The sequence below is a fragment of the Marinobacter fonticola genome (assembly GCF_008122265.1).
GTDB lineage: Bacteria > Pseudomonadota > Gammaproteobacteria > Pseudomonadales > Oleiphilaceae > Marinobacter_A > Marinobacter_A fonticola.
Window position 1 is genome coordinate 1,435,509 of the sequence record NZ_CP043042.1, and the last position, 16,626, is coordinate 1,452,134.

Annotated in this window: 15 protein-coding genes; 10 read left to right on the forward strand and 5 right to left on the reverse strand. The window is 57.9% G+C overall.

The features are described 5' to 3' along the window. The first annotated feature begins 222 nt into the window (after window positions 1–222). The 4 genes from FXO11_RS06460 (at window position 223) to FXO11_RS06475 (ending at window position 4,523) form a co-directional block, all read left to right on the forward strand. Window positions 223–1,629: an aminotransferase-like domain-containing protein gene (locus tag FXO11_RS06460; protein WP_148862226.1), complete on the forward strand. Its 1,407-nt coding sequence runs from the start codon at window positions 223–225 to the stop codon at window positions 1,627–1,629. 221 nt (window positions 1,630–1,850) lie between these two features. Beyond that, entirely contained in the window at window positions 1,851–2,672 is an 822-nt protein-coding gene (locus FXO11_RS06465) for a metal-dependent hydrolase (RefSeq protein ID WP_148862227.1), read from the forward strand. 157 nt (window positions 2,673–2,829) lie between these two features. Next, window positions 2,830–3,870 (forward strand): hypothetical protein, encoded by a 1,041-nt coding sequence (locus tag FXO11_RS06470; RefSeq protein ID WP_148862228.1) that lies wholly within the window; start codon window positions 2,830–2,832, stop codon window positions 3,868–3,870. Continuing rightward, window positions 3,870–4,523, forward strand: a complete 654-nt coding sequence (locus FXO11_RS06475) for a LysE family translocator (RefSeq protein ID WP_202980298.1) — start codon at window positions 3,870–3,872, stop codon at window positions 4,521–4,523. The genes FXO11_RS06470 and FXO11_RS06475 overlap by 1 nt, the downstream gene beginning before the upstream one ends. A 291-nt stretch (window positions 4,524–4,814) precedes the next feature. Here FXO11_RS06475 and fdxA read toward each other — a convergent pair whose 3' ends face one another. Both fdxA and mutS read right to left on the reverse strand, forming a co-directional pair. After that, window positions 4,815–5,138 (reverse strand): ferredoxin FdxA, encoded by a 324-nt coding sequence (gene fdxA, locus FXO11_RS06480; protein WP_148862230.1) that lies wholly within the window; start codon window positions 5,136–5,138, stop codon window positions 4,815–4,817. A 224-nt stretch (window positions 5,139–5,362) separates the two neighbouring features. Beyond that, entirely contained in the window at window positions 5,363–8,005 is a 2,643-nt protein-coding gene (mutS, locus tag FXO11_RS06485; protein WP_148862231.1) for a DNA mismatch repair protein MutS, read from the reverse strand. Window positions 8,006–8,239: 234 nt separating this feature from the next. Here mutS and pncC point away from each other — a divergent pair, with 234 nt between their 5' ends. The 3 genes from pncC (at window position 8,240) to FXO11_RS06500 (ending at window position 10,693) form a co-directional block, all read left to right on the forward strand. Further along, a complete protein-coding gene (gene pncC, locus FXO11_RS06490) occupies window positions 8,240–8,734 on the forward strand; it encodes a nicotinamide-nucleotide amidase (RefSeq protein ID WP_148862232.1) in 495 nt (164 codons plus the stop codon). 238 nt (window positions 8,735–8,972) lie between these two features. Further along, window positions 8,973–10,028 (forward strand): recombinase RecA, encoded by a 1,056-nt coding sequence (recA, locus tag FXO11_RS06495; RefSeq protein WP_148862233.1) that lies wholly within the window; start codon window positions 8,973–8,975, stop codon window positions 10,026–10,028. 194 nt (window positions 10,029–10,222) lie between these two features. After that, window positions 10,223–10,693, forward strand: coding sequence for a flavodoxin family protein (locus tag FXO11_RS06500; RefSeq protein ID WP_148862234.1), 471 nt, complete (start codon window positions 10,223–10,225; stop codon window positions 10,691–10,693). 64 nt (window positions 10,694–10,757) lie between these two features. On the opposite strand, the gene FXO11_RS06505 is transcribed toward FXO11_RS06500, so the two are convergent. Both FXO11_RS06505 and FXO11_RS06510 read right to left on the reverse strand, forming a co-directional pair. Beyond that, window positions 10,758–11,135, reverse strand: a complete 378-nt coding sequence (locus FXO11_RS06505) for a PilZ domain-containing protein (RefSeq protein WP_148862235.1) — start codon at window positions 11,133–11,135, stop codon at window positions 10,758–10,760. 200 nt (window positions 11,136–11,335) lie between these two features. After that, window positions 11,336–11,620, reverse strand: coding sequence for a hypothetical protein (locus FXO11_RS06510; RefSeq protein WP_148862236.1), 285 nt, complete (start codon window positions 11,618–11,620; stop codon window positions 11,336–11,338). Window positions 11,621–11,957: 337 nt separating this feature from the next. Between FXO11_RS06510 and FXO11_RS06515 the strand changes: the two genes are divergently transcribed. Continuing rightward, complete coding sequence (locus FXO11_RS06515; protein WP_148862237.1) at window positions 11,958–14,363, forward strand: Lon protease family protein; 2,406 nt, start codon at window positions 11,958–11,960, stop codon at window positions 14,361–14,363. On the opposite strand, the gene FXO11_RS06520 is transcribed toward FXO11_RS06515, so the two are convergent. After that, the gene (locus tag FXO11_RS06520) at window positions 14,355–14,966 is read right to left on the reverse strand and encodes an alpha-ketoglutarate-dependent dioxygenase AlkB family protein (RefSeq protein ID WP_148862238.1); all 612 of its coding nucleotides are present in this window, start codon (window positions 14,964–14,966) and stop codon (window positions 14,355–14,357) included. The two genes, FXO11_RS06515 and FXO11_RS06520, sit on opposite strands and share 9 nt — an antisense overlap. Before the next feature lie 81 nt (window positions 14,967–15,047). On the opposite strand from FXO11_RS06520, the gene FXO11_RS06525 reads away from it, so the two are divergent. Then, entirely contained in the window at window positions 15,048–15,893 is an 846-nt protein-coding gene (locus FXO11_RS06525) for a M23 family metallopeptidase (RefSeq protein WP_227546065.1), read from the forward strand. Window positions 15,894–15,966: 73 nt separating this feature from the next. Further along, window positions 15,967–16,593, forward strand: a complete 627-nt coding sequence (fixJ, locus tag FXO11_RS06530; protein WP_148862240.1) for a response regulator FixJ — start codon at window positions 15,967–15,969, stop codon at window positions 16,591–16,593. The last annotated feature ends 33 nt before the right edge of the window (window positions 16,594–16,626 follow it).

A 16,626-nucleotide genomic window follows, 5' to 3' on the forward strand; every position in this document is an offset into this window, starting at 1 on the left:
GTATAGTTGAACCGGTACAGGGGCGGTTCCGTTTAAACTGTACTGCTTGATTAGGCGCTCAACTGTAATGCCCGAATGACTGGCCTTTTTGGGAGGATAGTCTTTTGCTGGCGATCGTATTCTGCGGAAACCGTATTGAGGTGCTGGGGAGAGAGTAGGCTTCCGCCCCGGAACAACCTATTTCAAGAGCGCCAGATCCATGGACGGAGAGAGGAAACAGCTATGACCATTCTCTATGCGCAGCTTGCCGATCAGATTCAGCAGCTCATCAATGACGGGGTGTATCGTGAGGGCGAGCGTTTGCCCGGTGTCAGGGTGCTCAGCCGCCAGTTCGGGGTAAGCATTTCGACAGTGCTCCAGGCTCACCAGACCCTGGAGAGTCGAGGCTATCTCGAAGCTCGTGAGCGTAGTGGGTACTTTGCCCGCGTACCCCGCCAGGACGCGCCGGTGCCGGTTATGCAGCGGCCCAAGGCCAAGCCGGCTCCGGTGACGGCACGGGATATGGCATTGGATTTGTGTTCGGTCGAACGCAAGCACATGGTGGCGCTTGGGCCGGCGGTGCCTCATGCCGATTTTCTCCCGCTGCGTCAGATCCAGCACGCCACCCTATGGGCTGCCCGGCAGGGCCTGGAAACTCTCGATTATGCCTTCCCGGGCAAAGAGATCTTTCGGCGTCAGATCGCTCAACGCATGACCAATCTGGGGGTGGTCACAACCCATGAGGATGTGATTGCCACCAACGGCGCGCAGGAAGCCATTATTCTGGCCTTGCGGGCGGTCACCCAGCCCGGAGATATTGTGGCGGTGGAGTCGCCGTCTTTCCCCGGTATCCTGCAGGCCTTGGAAGTGGTCGGACTCAGGGCGCTTGAAATTCCCACTCATCCGGTGGAAGGGCTGAGCCTTGAAGGGCTGGAGCTGGCGCTGGAACAATGGCCCATCAAGGCCTGCGTGGTCGTGGCCAACCATAGCAACCCACTCGGCGTACAAATGCCGGAACCGCAAAAGAAGCGATTGGTCCGGCTGTTGGACGAGGCCGGCGTGCCGTTGATCGAAGACGATATCTATGGCGATCTGCCCCACGAGGGCGAGCGTCCACGTCCGGCCAAATCGTTCGACGAAACCGGTAACGTCATTTATTGCAGCTCCTTCTCCAAAACGATTTCGCCGGGCTTGAGGCTAGGCTGGGTCTTGGCCGGACGGCGTTTTGCCGAGCTGAGCCAGCAGAAGTATTTCAACAACCTCGCAACAGCCTCCATTCCACAACTGGCGGTTGCTCATTTCCTGGAGCAGGGCGGCTACGACCGATATCTCCGTGCAGCACGCCAGCGTTACCGCGAAGCGACTGACCGGTTACGCACGGCGATCGTTCGGGAGTTTCCGGACGGCACCGCTGTCAGCCGGCCCATGGGCGGGTTTGTGCTCTGGGTACAGCTGCCGAATCGGGTATCCGGTACTCGCGTTTTCCAGGACGCCCGGGAGCAGGGTATCAATGTAGCGCCGGGGCGGATGTTTTCCACCACGGACAAGTACGAAGACTACATTCGGCTCAACGGTGCCAATCCCTGGAGCGAACGGATTGATCGCGCGATTCGTACCCTGGGACACATTGTCGATCAGCAGAGCCGCTGACAGACACTAGTACATTAGACGCCGCAACACGCTTTTTAACTGGAGCCGGTCGACTATGGCCCTTTCCGACACGTCGCAGCGTGCGTTGGACTGGGCAACAGCGGGGCCGTGGCGTATGCTAATGTTTAGTTTGAAGCAGTCGCTTTAATGTCGTCCTTGTCGAATCGGCGATTGGCTATAAAAACAACAAATACCAGGGAGCCGCTCCCCCGGAGGTGCTTATGTCCACCAGTTCCACGCCCGACGGTGTTCAGGTGACACCACGTCATGTCAGTTTCAACACCCGTGACGAACTAAAAACGCTCTGGCATGGCAACAACCTGTTTCGGACCGCTTTCTTCAATGCCTTATCGCTGCAGTTCCCGGACGGAGAGCAGCAGTTTATCAACTCCGTTCGTCTATACCGGGAGCGTATCGACGATCCCAAGCTGCTGCAGGAAGTGCGTGGCTTCATCGGCCAAGAGGCTTTACACGGTCGTGAACATCGGCTCTACAACGAAGCGCTCAAGGCGCGCGGGTACGATATCGATGCTATCGACGCCCGCTTCCGGAAACACATGGCGTGGGTCGGTCGTCTGCCACCGAACCGGCAGCTGGCCGGCACCTGCGCTGCGGAGCACTATACTGCGGTGATGGCCAACGCCATCCTGGCTCACCCGGAATGGATGGAAGACGCTACACCGCAAATGCGCGCGCTTTGGCGCTGGCATGCTATTGAGGAAACCGAGCACAAAGCGGTCGCGTTCGACGTGTATCGCCACTGCATAGGGAACGAGCGCCTACGCAAGGTGGTGTTCCTGTTCGTGACCTACAACTTCTTCAAGTTCACCTTCCTTAACACCTGCAGCATGCTGAAAAAGGAGGGCAAGCTTTGGAGCCTGCGAACCTGGCTCGATGGTTTCAATTTCTTGTGGGGTAAGCCCGGCGTGATAAGGAAGTGCCTGCCTGAATTTTTTGCGTACTTGAAGACCGGCTTTCATCCCTGGCATCAGGATAACCGGGCGTTGCTGGAGCGTAGCCTAAAAGAATTGGACGCCTCTTGATCGATGACATACCACTGACCGGATAACATCGTTGTATCGAGGAGGCAGTACACGAGTGGCCTAAGTTTCCCACCTTGCCGGCCTTCCGGGCTAATCCGGAAGGGTCCGTCCACGTGTTAACCTGCTTGCTCAATCCTCATTTCCACCGGATACGATCATGGCGAAGGAAACAACAGTGGTTGCAGACCAGCTCCTGGAGCTGCATATCAAGCATGAACTGGCGGCGCTCAAGGGTGCCAAACTGCGCAAATTCATCGCCAACGAAGTGAACGAGCTGTTTAGCCTGGCAGAGCATGTCACGCTACGGCAGGCCGTAAGCGAAGAGCAGATCCTCGGTGTCATCCGTCGCCAGGTCGTCGAGTTAGAGTTGGATGGTGGCATTCCCGAGCTGGCCGGAGAAATGGCGAGCGAAGTGCTTTCCGCCGGGGTCCAGTCGGATACTCGGTTGGGGGATATTCTCAGCCGTGAGCAGGCTACTGCTTTCGTCGAGGAAATTTTGGAGCTGCGTCACCACCGCGAGCGGTTGATCAGCGAGGTTATGGCTCATCCGGTCTATCAGGAGCTGGTGTCGAACATCGCCTACCATGGCTTGGTCAATTACCTCTACGAGGACAATTTGATCTCGCGTAGCGTGCCAGGCGTAGGGTCGATGATGAAGTTCGGCAAGCGCATGGCCAATCGCGCGGTGCCCGGAATCGACGAAACTTTCGAGCGGCGTATCAAAGCCTATCTCAGTGACAATCTGCCGGCGTTAATCCGCCGTAGTGAACAATTTCTACAGAAGGCGTTGTCCGACGACGAGCTGCGCGACACAATCATGGCCGCGTGGAACGGGGTTGAAGACCGTAAGTTGTCGGACTTGCAATCGGGCCTCGGTGAACTGGAGCTGAATGAGTTCGTGGTACTGGGCTACCAGTTCTGGCTGGAGTTCCGTCAAACGAGGTATTTCGAGGGGTGTTATACCGCGGTGGTCAATCACCTGTTTGAAAAGTATGGCGACGCGCCTCTGATTGAGCTTATGGCGGATGTCGGTGTGGACCGGGAGGTGGTAATGGCTGAAGTGGATACGTTCGCCCAGCCGACACTCGATCTGTTGCGCGAACAGGGGTATCTTGAAGCCCTGTTACGTCGCCGCCTCGCGCCCTTCTACCGTTCGGCGGCAGTTAAGAAAGTACTCTCCGAATCCCGAGGAGCTTGATGCCGAGCGCCGAACTTTTTTGGGCCTACCTGATCGCCATTTCGTTGCTGACCGTGACCCCCGGGGTGGATACGCTGCTGGTCATGCGTAACACTGCGCGCGGCGGGCTGAAGGACGGCGTGGTCAGTAGTTTGGGTATCTGCAGCGGGCTTTTTGTCCACGCGACGCTGTCTGCGGTAGGCATCTCCCTGATCCTGCTACAGACCGCGTGGGCTTTCTCGCTCCTCAAGTGGGTGGGCGCCGCGTATCTGGTTTGGTTGGGCCTGGCCAGTTTGCGACAGGCGTTGCGCTCTTCCCAAGCCGAAGGTGTCGCGGAACAAGCACCGGCACCGCGAATCGGCACGAGTAATTACCGGCTAGGTCGCTCTCTGCGCGAAGGTCTGCTGTCTAATGTACTTAACCCAAAAACAGCGCTGTTCTACATGGCTTTTCTGCCCCAGTTTATCGATCCCCAAGGTCCGGCATTCGTCCAATCCATCGCCCTGGCGGCGATTCATTTTGTCCTGGCGATGATCTGGCAGACGCTGGTGGCGGTGATGGTTGTGCGTTCCAGCAAGTGGGGCGTGAAGCCCACGGCCAAGCGGGTGCTGCATGGTTTGTCCGGCGGGGTTTTTGTGGCGATTGGGGCGAAACTGGCGGTGACGCAGCCCTGATTCCAGGGAAGTCAATGTAGCGGATGCTTGAGAGGGTGTTGCAAAACTACTGCGCTCGGCCATGCGGCGTTGGAAATCCACTCGTGCGCGAGTTCGATCAAAATGCTCATTTACTATCAGTAAACTGCGCTTTTTCGCGGATTTCCGCCTTGCCTGGCCTTCGCTCGCTACGTTTTGCAACACCCTCTAAGGCGTCGGCTACGCAAGACGTCAAACCTTCATGTGAAGCTCACAAAAAAGGGAGCAGCCTCGCGGTGCTCCCTTTTTTCGATTCAGCCTGTCAGCCAGAGCTTACTTCTCCAGATACTGGAACTTGTCTGGCTTGCCGTCCCATTCTGCCGCGTCGGGCAGGGGATCTTTCTTCTCGGTGATGTTTGGCCAGTCTCCGCTGAGCTCGGCGTTGAGCTCAATGTATTTTTCCTGCCCGGCGGGTAACTCGTCTTCCGAGAATATAGCCTCCGCTGGGCACTCTGGCTCGCACAGCGCACAGTCGATGCATTCGTCGGGGTCGATGACCAGGAAGTTCGGGCCTTCGTAGAAGCAGTCTACAGGGCAGACTTCCACACAGTCGGTGTATTTGCACTTGATGCAGTTGTCAGTAACGACAAATGTCATGTTGGTATCCCTGGTTTCTCAGTCTGTCTCATCAGTTGGCGGAGCCCGAAGCGCGCCTTTTGCCAGCTTGCGATGCCTTTGAGGGGTGGGTCAAGGCCTCGGCGGCCCCCGGCATGCGGTGACCACTGCTGAACATTAGTATCGTGAAGGGCGGTATTTTAGGGAGCACTCCCCGAAGTAGCAAGCGTGCAGCGCATGCGGCTCAAGGCTCTTTGATTATATCGTTATGTATGTCGGGAGCTCCCCATTAGTTCCTTGAGCTTATAAAGCCGGTCAAGAGCGTCCCGAGGCGTCAGCCCGTCGATATCCATCTCTGCCAGGGCTTTTTCCACCTCGCTGGGATCGAAGCTGGCAAACATGTCGCCCTGGAACGCCGCAGGTTCTCGTGCTACAGAAGGCTTTTGTACTACAGGCTGGCTAACCGCAGGCTGCGTGGGGGTCGCCGCCGATGGCGCGGTGGCACTGCCCTCCAGACGCTGGAGCTGGTGCTTGGCATTGTTGATCACATCCTGCGGCACGCCGGCGAGCTTGGCGACCTGCAAGCCATAGCTCTGACTGGCGGGGCCTTCGTGCACATTGTGCAGGAAGACGATGCTGTCGTCGTGCTCGGTGGCGGTCAGATGCACATTGACGGCGTGCCTGAGCTGATCGGCCAACTGTGTCAGTTCGAAGTAGTGCGTGGCAAACAGGGTGTAGCAGCGCACTTTTTGCGCCAGTTGCTCGGCGGTGGCCCAGGCCAGTGATAGACCGTCGAACGTGCTGGTGCCGCGGCCGATTTCGTCCATTAGCACCAGACTGGATTCGGTGGCGTTATGCAGAATGTTGGCGGTTTCGGTCATTTCCACCATGAAAGTCGAGCGTCCACCGGCGATATCGTCCGACGAGCCCATGCGGGTAAAGATACGATCAACCGGCCCCAGAATGGCCCGGTCGGCCGGTACGAAGCCCCCCGTGTAAGCCAGCAACGCAATCAATGCAGCCTGGCGCATGTAGGTGGACTTACCGCCCATGTTGGGGCCGGTAATAACCAGCATCCGGCGTTCGTTATCGATCAGCAGGTCGTTGGGGACGAAGGGATCGTCCAAGAGCTGCTCGACCACCGGATGGCGGCCCGCTTGGATATCCAGGCCCGGTGAATCGGTGAACTCCGGCGGATTCAATCGCAGTGTGGTGGCGCGCTCGGCAAAATTGCTGAGAACGTCCAGCTCGGCCAGCGCCTGCGCGGTATCCTGCAGTGGAGAAAGCTGCTCGGCCAGGCTTTCCAGCAGCTCGTCATAGAGGCCTTTCTCCCGGGCCAGGGCGCGGCTCTTGGCGCTCAGCGCCTTGTCCTCGAATTCTTTCAGTTCGGGCGTAATGAATCGCTCGGCGTTTTTCAGGGTCTGACGGCGGATATAGTCCACCGGCGCCTGGTCGGACTGGGCGCGGCTGATTTCGATGTAGTAGCCATGCACCCGGTTGTAGCCGACTTTCAGGGTGCTGATGCCGGTGCGTTGCTTCTCCCGTGTTTCCACGTCCAGCAGAAACTGGCCGGCGTTCTCGCTGATATTGCGCAGGTCGTCCAGCTCGTCGTCGTAGCCTTCGGCGATGACGCCGCCGTCGCGGATGACCACCGGAGGATTGTCCACAACCGCCCGGGTCAGCAGGTCGGCGAGCTGGGGATACGTACTGGCCGTGTCCCGCAGTGCGGCAATGCGTCCGGCATTGACCGGCTCCAGCACCGTTTGCAGCTCCGGCAGCAGGTTGAACGCGTCGCGCAGGCGCGCCAGGTCCCGGGGTCTGGCCGAGCGCAGAGCGACACGGGACAGAATACGCTCGATGTCGCCCACTGACTTGAGCAGGTCGTGCAGCGGCTCGTAGTGGAACCCGTCCAACAGGGCGGCGACGGCCGCCTGACGCTCTTTGACGATGTCGACATCGCGTAGCGGGCGGTTCAGCCAGCGGCGCACCAGGCGACCGCCCATGGCGGTGGCGGTTCGATCCATGACCCAGGCGAGGGTGTATTGAGTGCCGCCGGCGAGGTTCGTGTCGATTTCCAGATTACGGCGGCTCGTTGCGTCCAGGAGTACGCCGTCTTCGCGCCGCTCACGCGTCAGCTTGCGAATATGCGGTAGGGCGGTGCGCTGGGTTTCCCGGGCATATTGAAGCAGGCAGCCAGCGGCGCAGACGGCCAGCGTCAGATCCTCGCAGCCAAAGCCGGTCAGGTCCCGCACTTGTAGCTGCTGGGTGATGATGCGCTGAGCAGAATCGCGCTCGAATAGCCAAGGGCCCTGGCGCCGCACGCCGGTATAGTCCTCGAGCAGATCGGCGTAGGGAAAGTCCTCGCTAATCAGGATCTCCGCAGGTTGTAGACGCTGCAACTCGCCCTGTAGGGATTCGGCACCCGTGAATTCGGACACGGAGAAACGGCCGCTGGAGATGTCCAGGCAGGCGATGCCAAAGTTCTCGCGCTGGCTGCAGATGGCGACCAGCAGATTATCGCGGCGGTCTTCCAGGAAGGCTTCGTCACTCAGGGTGCCCGGCGTAACGATGCGTACCACCTTGCGCTCTACCGGTCCTTTGCTGGTCGCCGGGTCGCCGATTTGCTCGCAAATGGCGATGGAGTGCCCGCCGCGGACCAGCCGGGCAATGTAGTTCTCCGCTGCATGATAGGGTACGCCCGCCATCGGTATCGGCTGGCCCCCAGACTGGCCACGAGCGGTCAGAGTAATATCGAGCAGCTCGGCTGCCTTTTTCGCGTCGTCGTAGAACAGCTCGTAAAAATCCCCCATACGATAGAACACCAGTTCGTTCGGATGCTCCACCTTGATCTTGAGGTATTGCTGCATCATCGGGGTTTGTTTACTGAGTTCCGTGGGCGCGATTGACATTCGGAATCCGTTGTTCTCTGGGGGTGGGCTGCAAAGGCAAACCGGGATTGTAAGGAAATCCGCCGGATGATGAAACGAGAGAGGTGGGTGTTTCGTTCATCCCGCTATCTTCTGAATCCCCGCCGGATTTCAAGGTGCTCGCTAGCCAGGCGGAAAAATCAGCGTGGCCCAGGGGTGGACTGATGCCGCTCAGGGGTTAAGAATGTGGATTCAAATTTTTCTGGAGGGCAACGCATGTCGATATCCGATGACGTCCTCGAAGAGGCTGCCGAAGCGCTGGGCGACGTGCTGCGCGAGCGTGGGCTAACGATCACGACCGCCGAGAGCTGTACCGGAGGCTGGATAGCTAAGGCCTTGACGGACCGCGCCGGCAGTTCGGACTATGTGCATAGCGGTGTAGTGACTTATTCAAATGAGGCCAAGCGGGTTTTGTTGGGGGTTACCGACAAATCCCTCGTGGCACATGGCGCCGTGAGCGAACCCGTGGTTCGTGAAATGGTTGCTGGCGCCCTGGCAGAGACGGGGGCACAGGTCGCCGTTTCCGTCAGTGGCGTAGCTGGCCCTGGCGGAGGCTCCGATGAAAAGCCGGTCGGTACTGTCTGGTTCGCCTGGGGCCGCTCGCCAGCGGACACGGAGAGTGTGGTTGAGTACTTTTCCGGCGATCGCGATGCCATTCGGCGTCAGGCGGTGCTGTTCGCGCTTCAGGGCGTGAGGGGCTTCCTGCAGTGACTCTGTACCTACGGGCTCTGTACCTGCGGTGACTATACATCTGCAGTGACTATATAACTGCAACGAATATATATCTGCAACGACTATATAGAGGAAAAAGCATAGAGGATGAAATGCAGCACTTGGCCTGTTTCATCCATTATGTTCTAATACTGTTCAAATATACAGTTACCCGGCCAGGCGCCGGGTCTATGAATCATGCCGCCTGGCGGCACATCAAGACGAGGTTTTCGCAGCGATGGAAGACAACCGCAAGAAGGCGTTAGGTGCGGCACTGAGCCAGATCGAGCGCCAGTTTGGCAAGGGCGCCGTGATGAAAATGGGCGATCAGCCCCGTGAAGCCATCCCGTCTGTCTCTACCGGTTCACTGGGTCTGGATGTGGCCCTGGGCATTGGCGGTCTGCCTTACGGTCGAATTGTGGAAATCTACGGCCCGGAGAGTTCGGGTAAAACCACGCTGACTCTGCAGGTTATCGCCGAAGCCCAGAAATCGGGCAAGACCTGTGCTTTCATCGATGCAGAGCATGCACTCGATCCGATCTACGCGGAAAAACTGGGCGTGGACGTCGATGAATTGCTGGTCTCCCAGCCGGATACCGGTGAGCAGGCGCTGGAAATTGCCGATATGCTGGTCCGCTCCAACGCCATCGACGTCATCGTCGTCGATTCCGTCGCGGCGCTGACGCCGAAAGCGGAGATCGAAGGTGAAATGGGCGATTCCCACGTTGGTTTGCAGGCGCGCCTAATGTCCCAGGCGCTGCGCAAGCTGACCGGTAACGTCAAGCATGCCAACTGCATGCTGGTGTTCATCAACCAGATTCGGATGAAGATCGGCGTCATGTTCGGCAGCCCGGAAACCACGACCGGCGGTAACGCGTTGAAGTTCTATTCCTCCGTTCGCCTGGATATTCGTCGTATCGGTTCCGTAAAGGACGGCGACGAGGTGGTGGGTAACGAAACCCGCGTCAAAGTCGTCAAGAACAAGGTCTCCCCGCCGTTCAAGCAAGCCGAATTCCAGATCATGTATGGTAAGGGCATCTACCGCATGGCCGAAGTAGTGGACCTGGGTGTGAAGGAAGGCTTTGTCGACAAGTCCGGTGCCTGGTACAGCTACAGTGGCGACAAGATCGGCCAGGGCAAGGCGAATGCCTGCAAGTTCCTGGAAGAACACATGGATATTGCCACTGAGATCGAAGGCAAGATTCGCGAAAAATTGATGCCCAAGCCGACCGGCAAAGAGAGCAAGGAAAAATCCGCTGCCGACGCCGAGGCGGCCAGCGGCGAGTTGCTCTAAAGCCAATTCTGATTGTCAGTGTTTGAAGAGAGCCGGTTTCGAAAGGAATCGGCTCTTTTTGTTATTTTCTCAAGGCTCATCAGTGCGCCAGCATGATGTTCATCGGTGTGCCTGGGGCAAGCAGGGGCTTGTTACCGCGTCTAACTGGCGGCAAAGTCAGTAGCAGTACCTGAACGACACGGAGGAGATACCGCATGGCATCCCGTAAACGCCTGTTGATCGTGGCTCACGCCCCTTCTCCAAATACGGAAAAGCTACGCCTAGCCATCGAGCGGGGCGCCCGCAATCCCGACATCGAAGCGGTTGAGGTTAACGTGATGGCGCCTCTGGATGCCGGGCCCGACGATGTGCTGGCTTGCGACGCGATTATCCTGGGGACCACGGAGAATCTGGGCTACATGAGCGGAGCGCTCAAGGATTTTTTCGATCGCAGCTACTATCCCTGCCTGGAGAAAACACAAGGGTTACCGTTTGGCTTCTATATCCGGGCTGGCCACGACGGTACCGGTACCCACAGGGCCATCGAATCCATTACCACGGGGCTGCGTTGGCGCCTGGTTTGTGAACCTGTGCTTTGTCGCGGTGACTATCGGGATGTGTTTGAAGAGCAATGCGAAGAATTGGGGTTGTACGTGGCGGCCAGTCTCGATGCGGGGCTTGTCTGAGCGAGCTTGGTTGTACGTTGGTATTTTTCGTGTCTATCTCTTGCTCTATCTATCGGACTCTCGATCAGCTGGCCAGCCGATTATAGAACCCCTCGATGCGTGACAAGGCGTTGTCCACCGCCCTGGAATAACTATGCCGGTTGCGGCAATAGCTGAACTGGATACCCAGCCGATAGCCGGTCTGATAGGGATAGCAGTCGACGATCCGCGCCGCGACGTGGGATTCGGAAATGTATTTGCCCGAAAAGTCCAGAAACAGACGGCTGCCCGGTTCCAGTCGCCGAGGAGAGAGCACGGCCAAACCATAGCGGTTGATGTCCAGGCAGGTGGCCGGAATGCGTGTTTTCTCGCGACCGAAAAAACCCCGTTCCCTAAGCTGAACCTTGAGACAATGGGCCTCGTAGCGGTCCTTGATTCGGCGGTCTCCAGTGTTCTTTCGCATAACGCCGGCTCCCACTCTTATCTATGTTCACTCTTGTATTTGTTATAAATGAACCTTGCCACGACAAGCAAATAGTTGCATGAGCGATCTTTTATTCTGCACCCGGTATTGTAGGAGGCCGGTGATTGACTGAAAAACGGCCAGAGCAGCAAGTGTGACGCATGTCTCAAAACCCGCTGCCGTTTCTAAAACTTGGCCTCTTAGGCGGACGTATCGAGTCTTTCGCCCCTGCGGTCCTCGGCGGCTATTGGCCGGGCATTGCGGGGGTGGAGCAAGCTCGGGCTGCGCCGAGTGGAGCGTTTGCGGCGATCCTCTCCATCGAAAGGCTCTTGCCGGCGTCGGCGATCTGGCCGGACCCGGCGGTCCATGACCCGCTTGGTCGGTGTGGCTGGCGTTTCCGGCGCCTTGCGTGTTCGTCTCGGGCTTTGCGCTTTCTTTCGATCCAGTGTACTGAGCCCGTAGGGTGTTGAGCGTAATACGTCCATATAAGATCCTCGTCGCAAACGAGCGCCCGACCCTGCAAGCCTCTGTTATAGGCGTAGGCGCGCTTGTAGTTCACTGCCCTAAGTAACTGCGGGTAATAGTATCTTACGGTTTAACGGCAAAGTTGCGTAAAACTTGAGCAGGCGTAAGGTTAAAAGTCGTTAACGGACGACAGGGCCGCCGACACCTTCTACAATGGCCCGTTATTGCTTTGTCCTTACTTTCTGTTGGTTTTACGCTTACTTTCTATCGGCTTTACCCTTAACTTCTATTGGTTTTATCTTCCAATAAACGGGTTTCACTTTTCATCATTTTACTTCTCATAAATAGGACGGCGCCTTGAAGTCACTGCCTCTTAACCAGCTTTACCGCACGTGTGATATTAAAGACTTTACGTTCAAGACGACTCGCCAACTAGAACCCCTCGAAGAGATTGTGGGTCAAAACCGAGCGCAGGAAGCGGTGCGCTTCGCGTTGGCGATGCCTCACGGTGGCTATAACGTGTACGCCGTCGGCCGGAACGGTCTGGGTAAACGCACCACAATGTTGCGCTATCTGGAGCACTATGCGGACAAGGAATACGAGAGCTACGACTGGTGTTATGTCGCCAACTTCGAGGAGCCGCGCTCGCCGCGGGTTCTGCGCCTGCCTGCGGGGGAAGGACAGACCCTGAAGCAGGATATGGATCGCCTGATGATCCGCCTGACTCAGCTGATTCCCCAGACTTTCGAGGGTGATAACTTCCTCGAGCGCGCGGAACAGTTGAAGAACGAGTACGGCCGGAAACAGGAAGATGCACTGGATAAAGTGGCCCGCCAGGCCAAACGTAAAAAAGTCCGGTTAACGGTATCGACTCCCGGTGGCTATCGACTGGTGGCGATGAACGGCGACGAGCCGCACACCCAGGAAAGCTTTGCAGCGCTGACGGAGGAGCAGCGTCAGTCCTTCGAAGACGAGATTAACAAGCTGGAAAAGAAGCTGCGTGCTGCAGTTCGCAAAGTCGCGGAACTCGAGCAGGAATACACGGACAAGCAGCAAGCTCTCAACGAGGAAACCCTGGAAAGCCTTACCGGGCATCAGTTCGATGAGTTGGTCGCCAAATACAAAGAGTATCCGCAAGTTGTCGGTTATCTCGAATCCGTTCGCAAGGATATGGGCGACAACCTGGATATCTTCCTCGAGGATGGCGACGAGCAGGCCGCTATCGCGTACGCGTCGCTAGACCGGAAGATGCCGCGGCGCTACCAGATCAATTTGCTGGTACACCATAAGAATCGCGATGTCCCGGTCATCGTCGAGGACAATCCGAATTACCACAACCTCTTCGGTTATGTGGAAAACGTAACCTTCAAAGGCACGGTGTTCACCGATTTCTCGCTAATTCGTCCGGGCAGTCTGCACAAGGCCAACGGCGGGTATCTGCTGATGGACGCCATCAAGGTGCTGGAGCAGCCTTTTGTATGGGACGGCCTCAAGCGCGCGTTGCGGTCCAAGTCTCTCCAGATCAATTCCCTGGAGCGGGAGCTGACGCTGTCCGGCACCATTTCTCTGGAACCGGAGGCGATTCCTCTGAACGTCAAAATCGTCCTCTTTGGCGACCGGGAAACCTGGATGCTGCTGCAGGAATACGATCCGGAGTTCTCTGAGCTGTTTCGCATAACCGCCGATTTCGAGAACGAGATGTATCGGACGCCCGAAAGCGAGCAGCAATATGCCAAGTTCATCGCCAGCGTGGTGGTGGATAAAAAACTGCTGCATTGCGACCGCAAGGCGGTGGCCCGGGTTATCGAGTACAGCTCCCGTATCGCCGACCATCAGGAGCGTTTGTCCCTGCATGCCTCGGATATCGCCAACTTGTTACGCGAGTCCGACTTCTGGGCCCGTCAGGCTGGAGCCCGCTTAATCCAGGCAACCCATGTTGAACAGGCCCTGACCAGTGCGCGATACCGCAGCAGCCGCATCCGTGACCACTATTTCGATTCCATCCGCGATGGCACGACGCTGGTTTCGACGGACGGTGCGCGAGTGGGTCAGGTCAATGCGCTGTCCGTGCTATCCGCTGGCGGCTACGAGTTCGGCATGCCCAACCGGATCACCGCAACCAGTTATTATGGCGATGGCGATGTCATCGACATCGAACGGGATGTGAAGCTGGGCGGCAATATCCACTCCAAAGGGGTGATGATTTTGACCTCCTGGCTGACTTCCCGCTTTGCCGTCACCGAGCCGATGCACCTGTCAGCCAGCCTCACGTTTGAGCAAAACTACGGCGAAGTGGATGGCGACAGCGCCTCGCTGGCCGAACTCTGTGCCTTGGTCTCATCACTGTCCGGCAAGGCTGTGCGCCAGGACCTGGCGATCACGGGGTCGATCAACCAGTTCGGTGAAGTGCAGCCGATAGGTGGGGCTAACGAAAAAATCGAAGGCTTTTTCCAAGCGTGTGAGATCAAGGGGTTCTCAGGGTCCCAGGGCGTGATCCTGCCCGCGTCCAATGTACAGAATCTGATGCTCGATGCAGAGGTCCTGGCGGCGGTACGCCAGCGTAAATTCTCGATATATGCGGTGAATACCGCCGAAGAAGCGATCGGCCTACTATTGGGCCAGTCGGCAGGCAAGGTTTCCGCCAAAGGGCGTTACCCGGCCAATACTATTTTCGGTGCCATTCAAAAGCGCTTGGAGCGGATGCGCGATCAGGAGCGGCAAGAGGCCTCCGGCGATAAGGCCGCGAAAGAGTCGTCATCCTGAGGGCGCCCCGATGCGCCTGAAAGTCAGGTTGAACCGCTCGCCCGACACCTTGCGTGTTTTGGGTAGCTGATGCTGGTAGCGGGTCTGTAGTCCGCGCGGCATAATCAGAAGGCTATTGTGGGGTAGAGGAATCGAGCGATACAGGCGGCTCTCCCCACGGCGGCGGAACTGAAATACGCGCTCTGCGCCCAGCGATAGCGAGGCTATTACCGGCTCTGGCCCCAGTTCCGGCTCGTTGTCGCTGTGCCAGCCCATGCTGTCTTGTCCATTGCGATACCAGTTGCAGAGCACGCTGTTGAAGCGCTCGCCGGCAAGTTCGTTGAGCCGGGCCAGGACAGGTCTGAGGGCAGCAGCCCAGGGTTCGGGCGTCATGTCGTGGCCCGAATAACGGTAGTGCGCTTGTGGGTCGCCCATCCAGCATTGCAGGCGGGGCGAGTAACGCCATTTGCCATAGAGGCGAAGGCGGGCCTGGTACCAGGGCAGGGCGTGGGGCAATGCGTGCAGCAGATCATCGGCCATCGCCTGAGGTAGCGCATCCCGGATCAACCGGGGCTGAAACGGCGGAAGATCAAAAAAGGCTGCGTTATCAACGGTAAAGCGCATGGGTTTTCCCGCTTATTCAGGACAATCGATGCAGGAACGGCTATGGTTATACGATACAGGATTCGGAGGCTGCTCGCTGGTGTGCTCCTGACGGGCTTAGGTGGGCTTATCGGCGTTCCGGTGCATGCCGAACCGGCGACCCTGAGCGGTAGCCTGGCTCAGGGGAGCCTGGTGTCTGGCACCGTGGCTCCGGGTAGCTTGGTATGGCTTGACGATACGCCGGTGCGGGTAAGTCACGACGGGCGTTTCGCGTTGGGATTCGGTCGTGACGCGGAGCTGGAGTATGCGCTCAGAGTGCAAAGCCCGGACGGCACGGAGACGCTGCAAATCCTCGAATTGGAGGAGCGAACCTATGCGATCCAGCGTATAGAAGGAGTGCCTTCACGTACGGTGACGCCATCCGACAAGCACCTGGCGCGCATTCGAGCCGAAGCCGAAAAAGTGAAACAGGCCCGCACAGTCGTTTCTGATCGTCTGGCCTTTCTCGGCCCGTACATTTGGCCGGCGCGCGGACGCATCAGCGGCGTCTATGGCAGTCAGAGGGTCTACAACGGTGAGCCCCGCCGGCCTCACTACGGCGTTGACGTTGCAGCGCCGCGAGGAGCGCCGGTTGTCGCGCCGGCGGCCGGTACCGTTACGCTGGCGGAGCCCGACCTGTTTTTCTCTGGCGGAACGGTGATACTGGATCATGGCTTCGGTGTGAGTTCGACTTTCCTGCATATGGATGCCGTCGAGGTCGCGGTGGGGCAGGGTGTGGATCAGGGAGAACAGATCGGCAAGGTTGGCAGCACCGGTCGTTCGACGGGGCCGCATCTGGACTGGCGCATGAACTGGTACGATGAACGGGTGGACCCGGTCAGCATCGCGCCACCGTTGGTAAACGGGCGTACGCCGGAACGCGCACAGACTGCCACGGTCGGCAAGTGAGCTTGGAGACGCCTATGCGCGATACAACTCGCAGGCCTAATAAAAGGTCAATGACACGGGATAAGGTGGAGCAATGAACGAGACTACAGAAACGGTTTTTGTTGTCGAAGATGACGAAGCAGTACGTGACTCCCTGGAATTGTTGCTGAAATCCTCCGACAAAGGCGTTATGACCTATCCCAGCGCCAACGTCTTCCTCGAGGACTACAGCGATGATATGGCGGGCTGTATTGTGCTCGACATTCGCATGCCCGGTATGGATGGCATGGAACTCCAGCGCCGTCTCAACGAGAAGAATTCGATCCTGCCGATTATCTTCGTGACCGGTCACGGCGACGTGCCGATGGCGGTGGACGCGATGAAGCAGGGCGCGGTTGACTTCATTCAGAAGCCGTACCGCGAGGAAGATCTGCTTAAGAAGATCGAAGAAGCTCTCGAGCAGGATCGTGAACAGCGTAAGACTCTGGGACAAAAGCAGGAAATTACACGCCGCATCGGTATGCTCACCCCGAGGGAAACCGAAATCATGGACCGCATGATTGCCGGTCAGGCTAACAAGGTGATTGCGATCGAGCTGGATATCAGTCAGCGCACGGTAGAGATTCATCGTTCACGTGTTATGCATAAGATGGGAACGCATTCGTTGGCACACCTGGTGCGCATGGTGATGTCCGTAAAGGACCGTATCGACGCGTCCTGAAACGCACGCCAATATGGCCGTCCATTCTGAGTC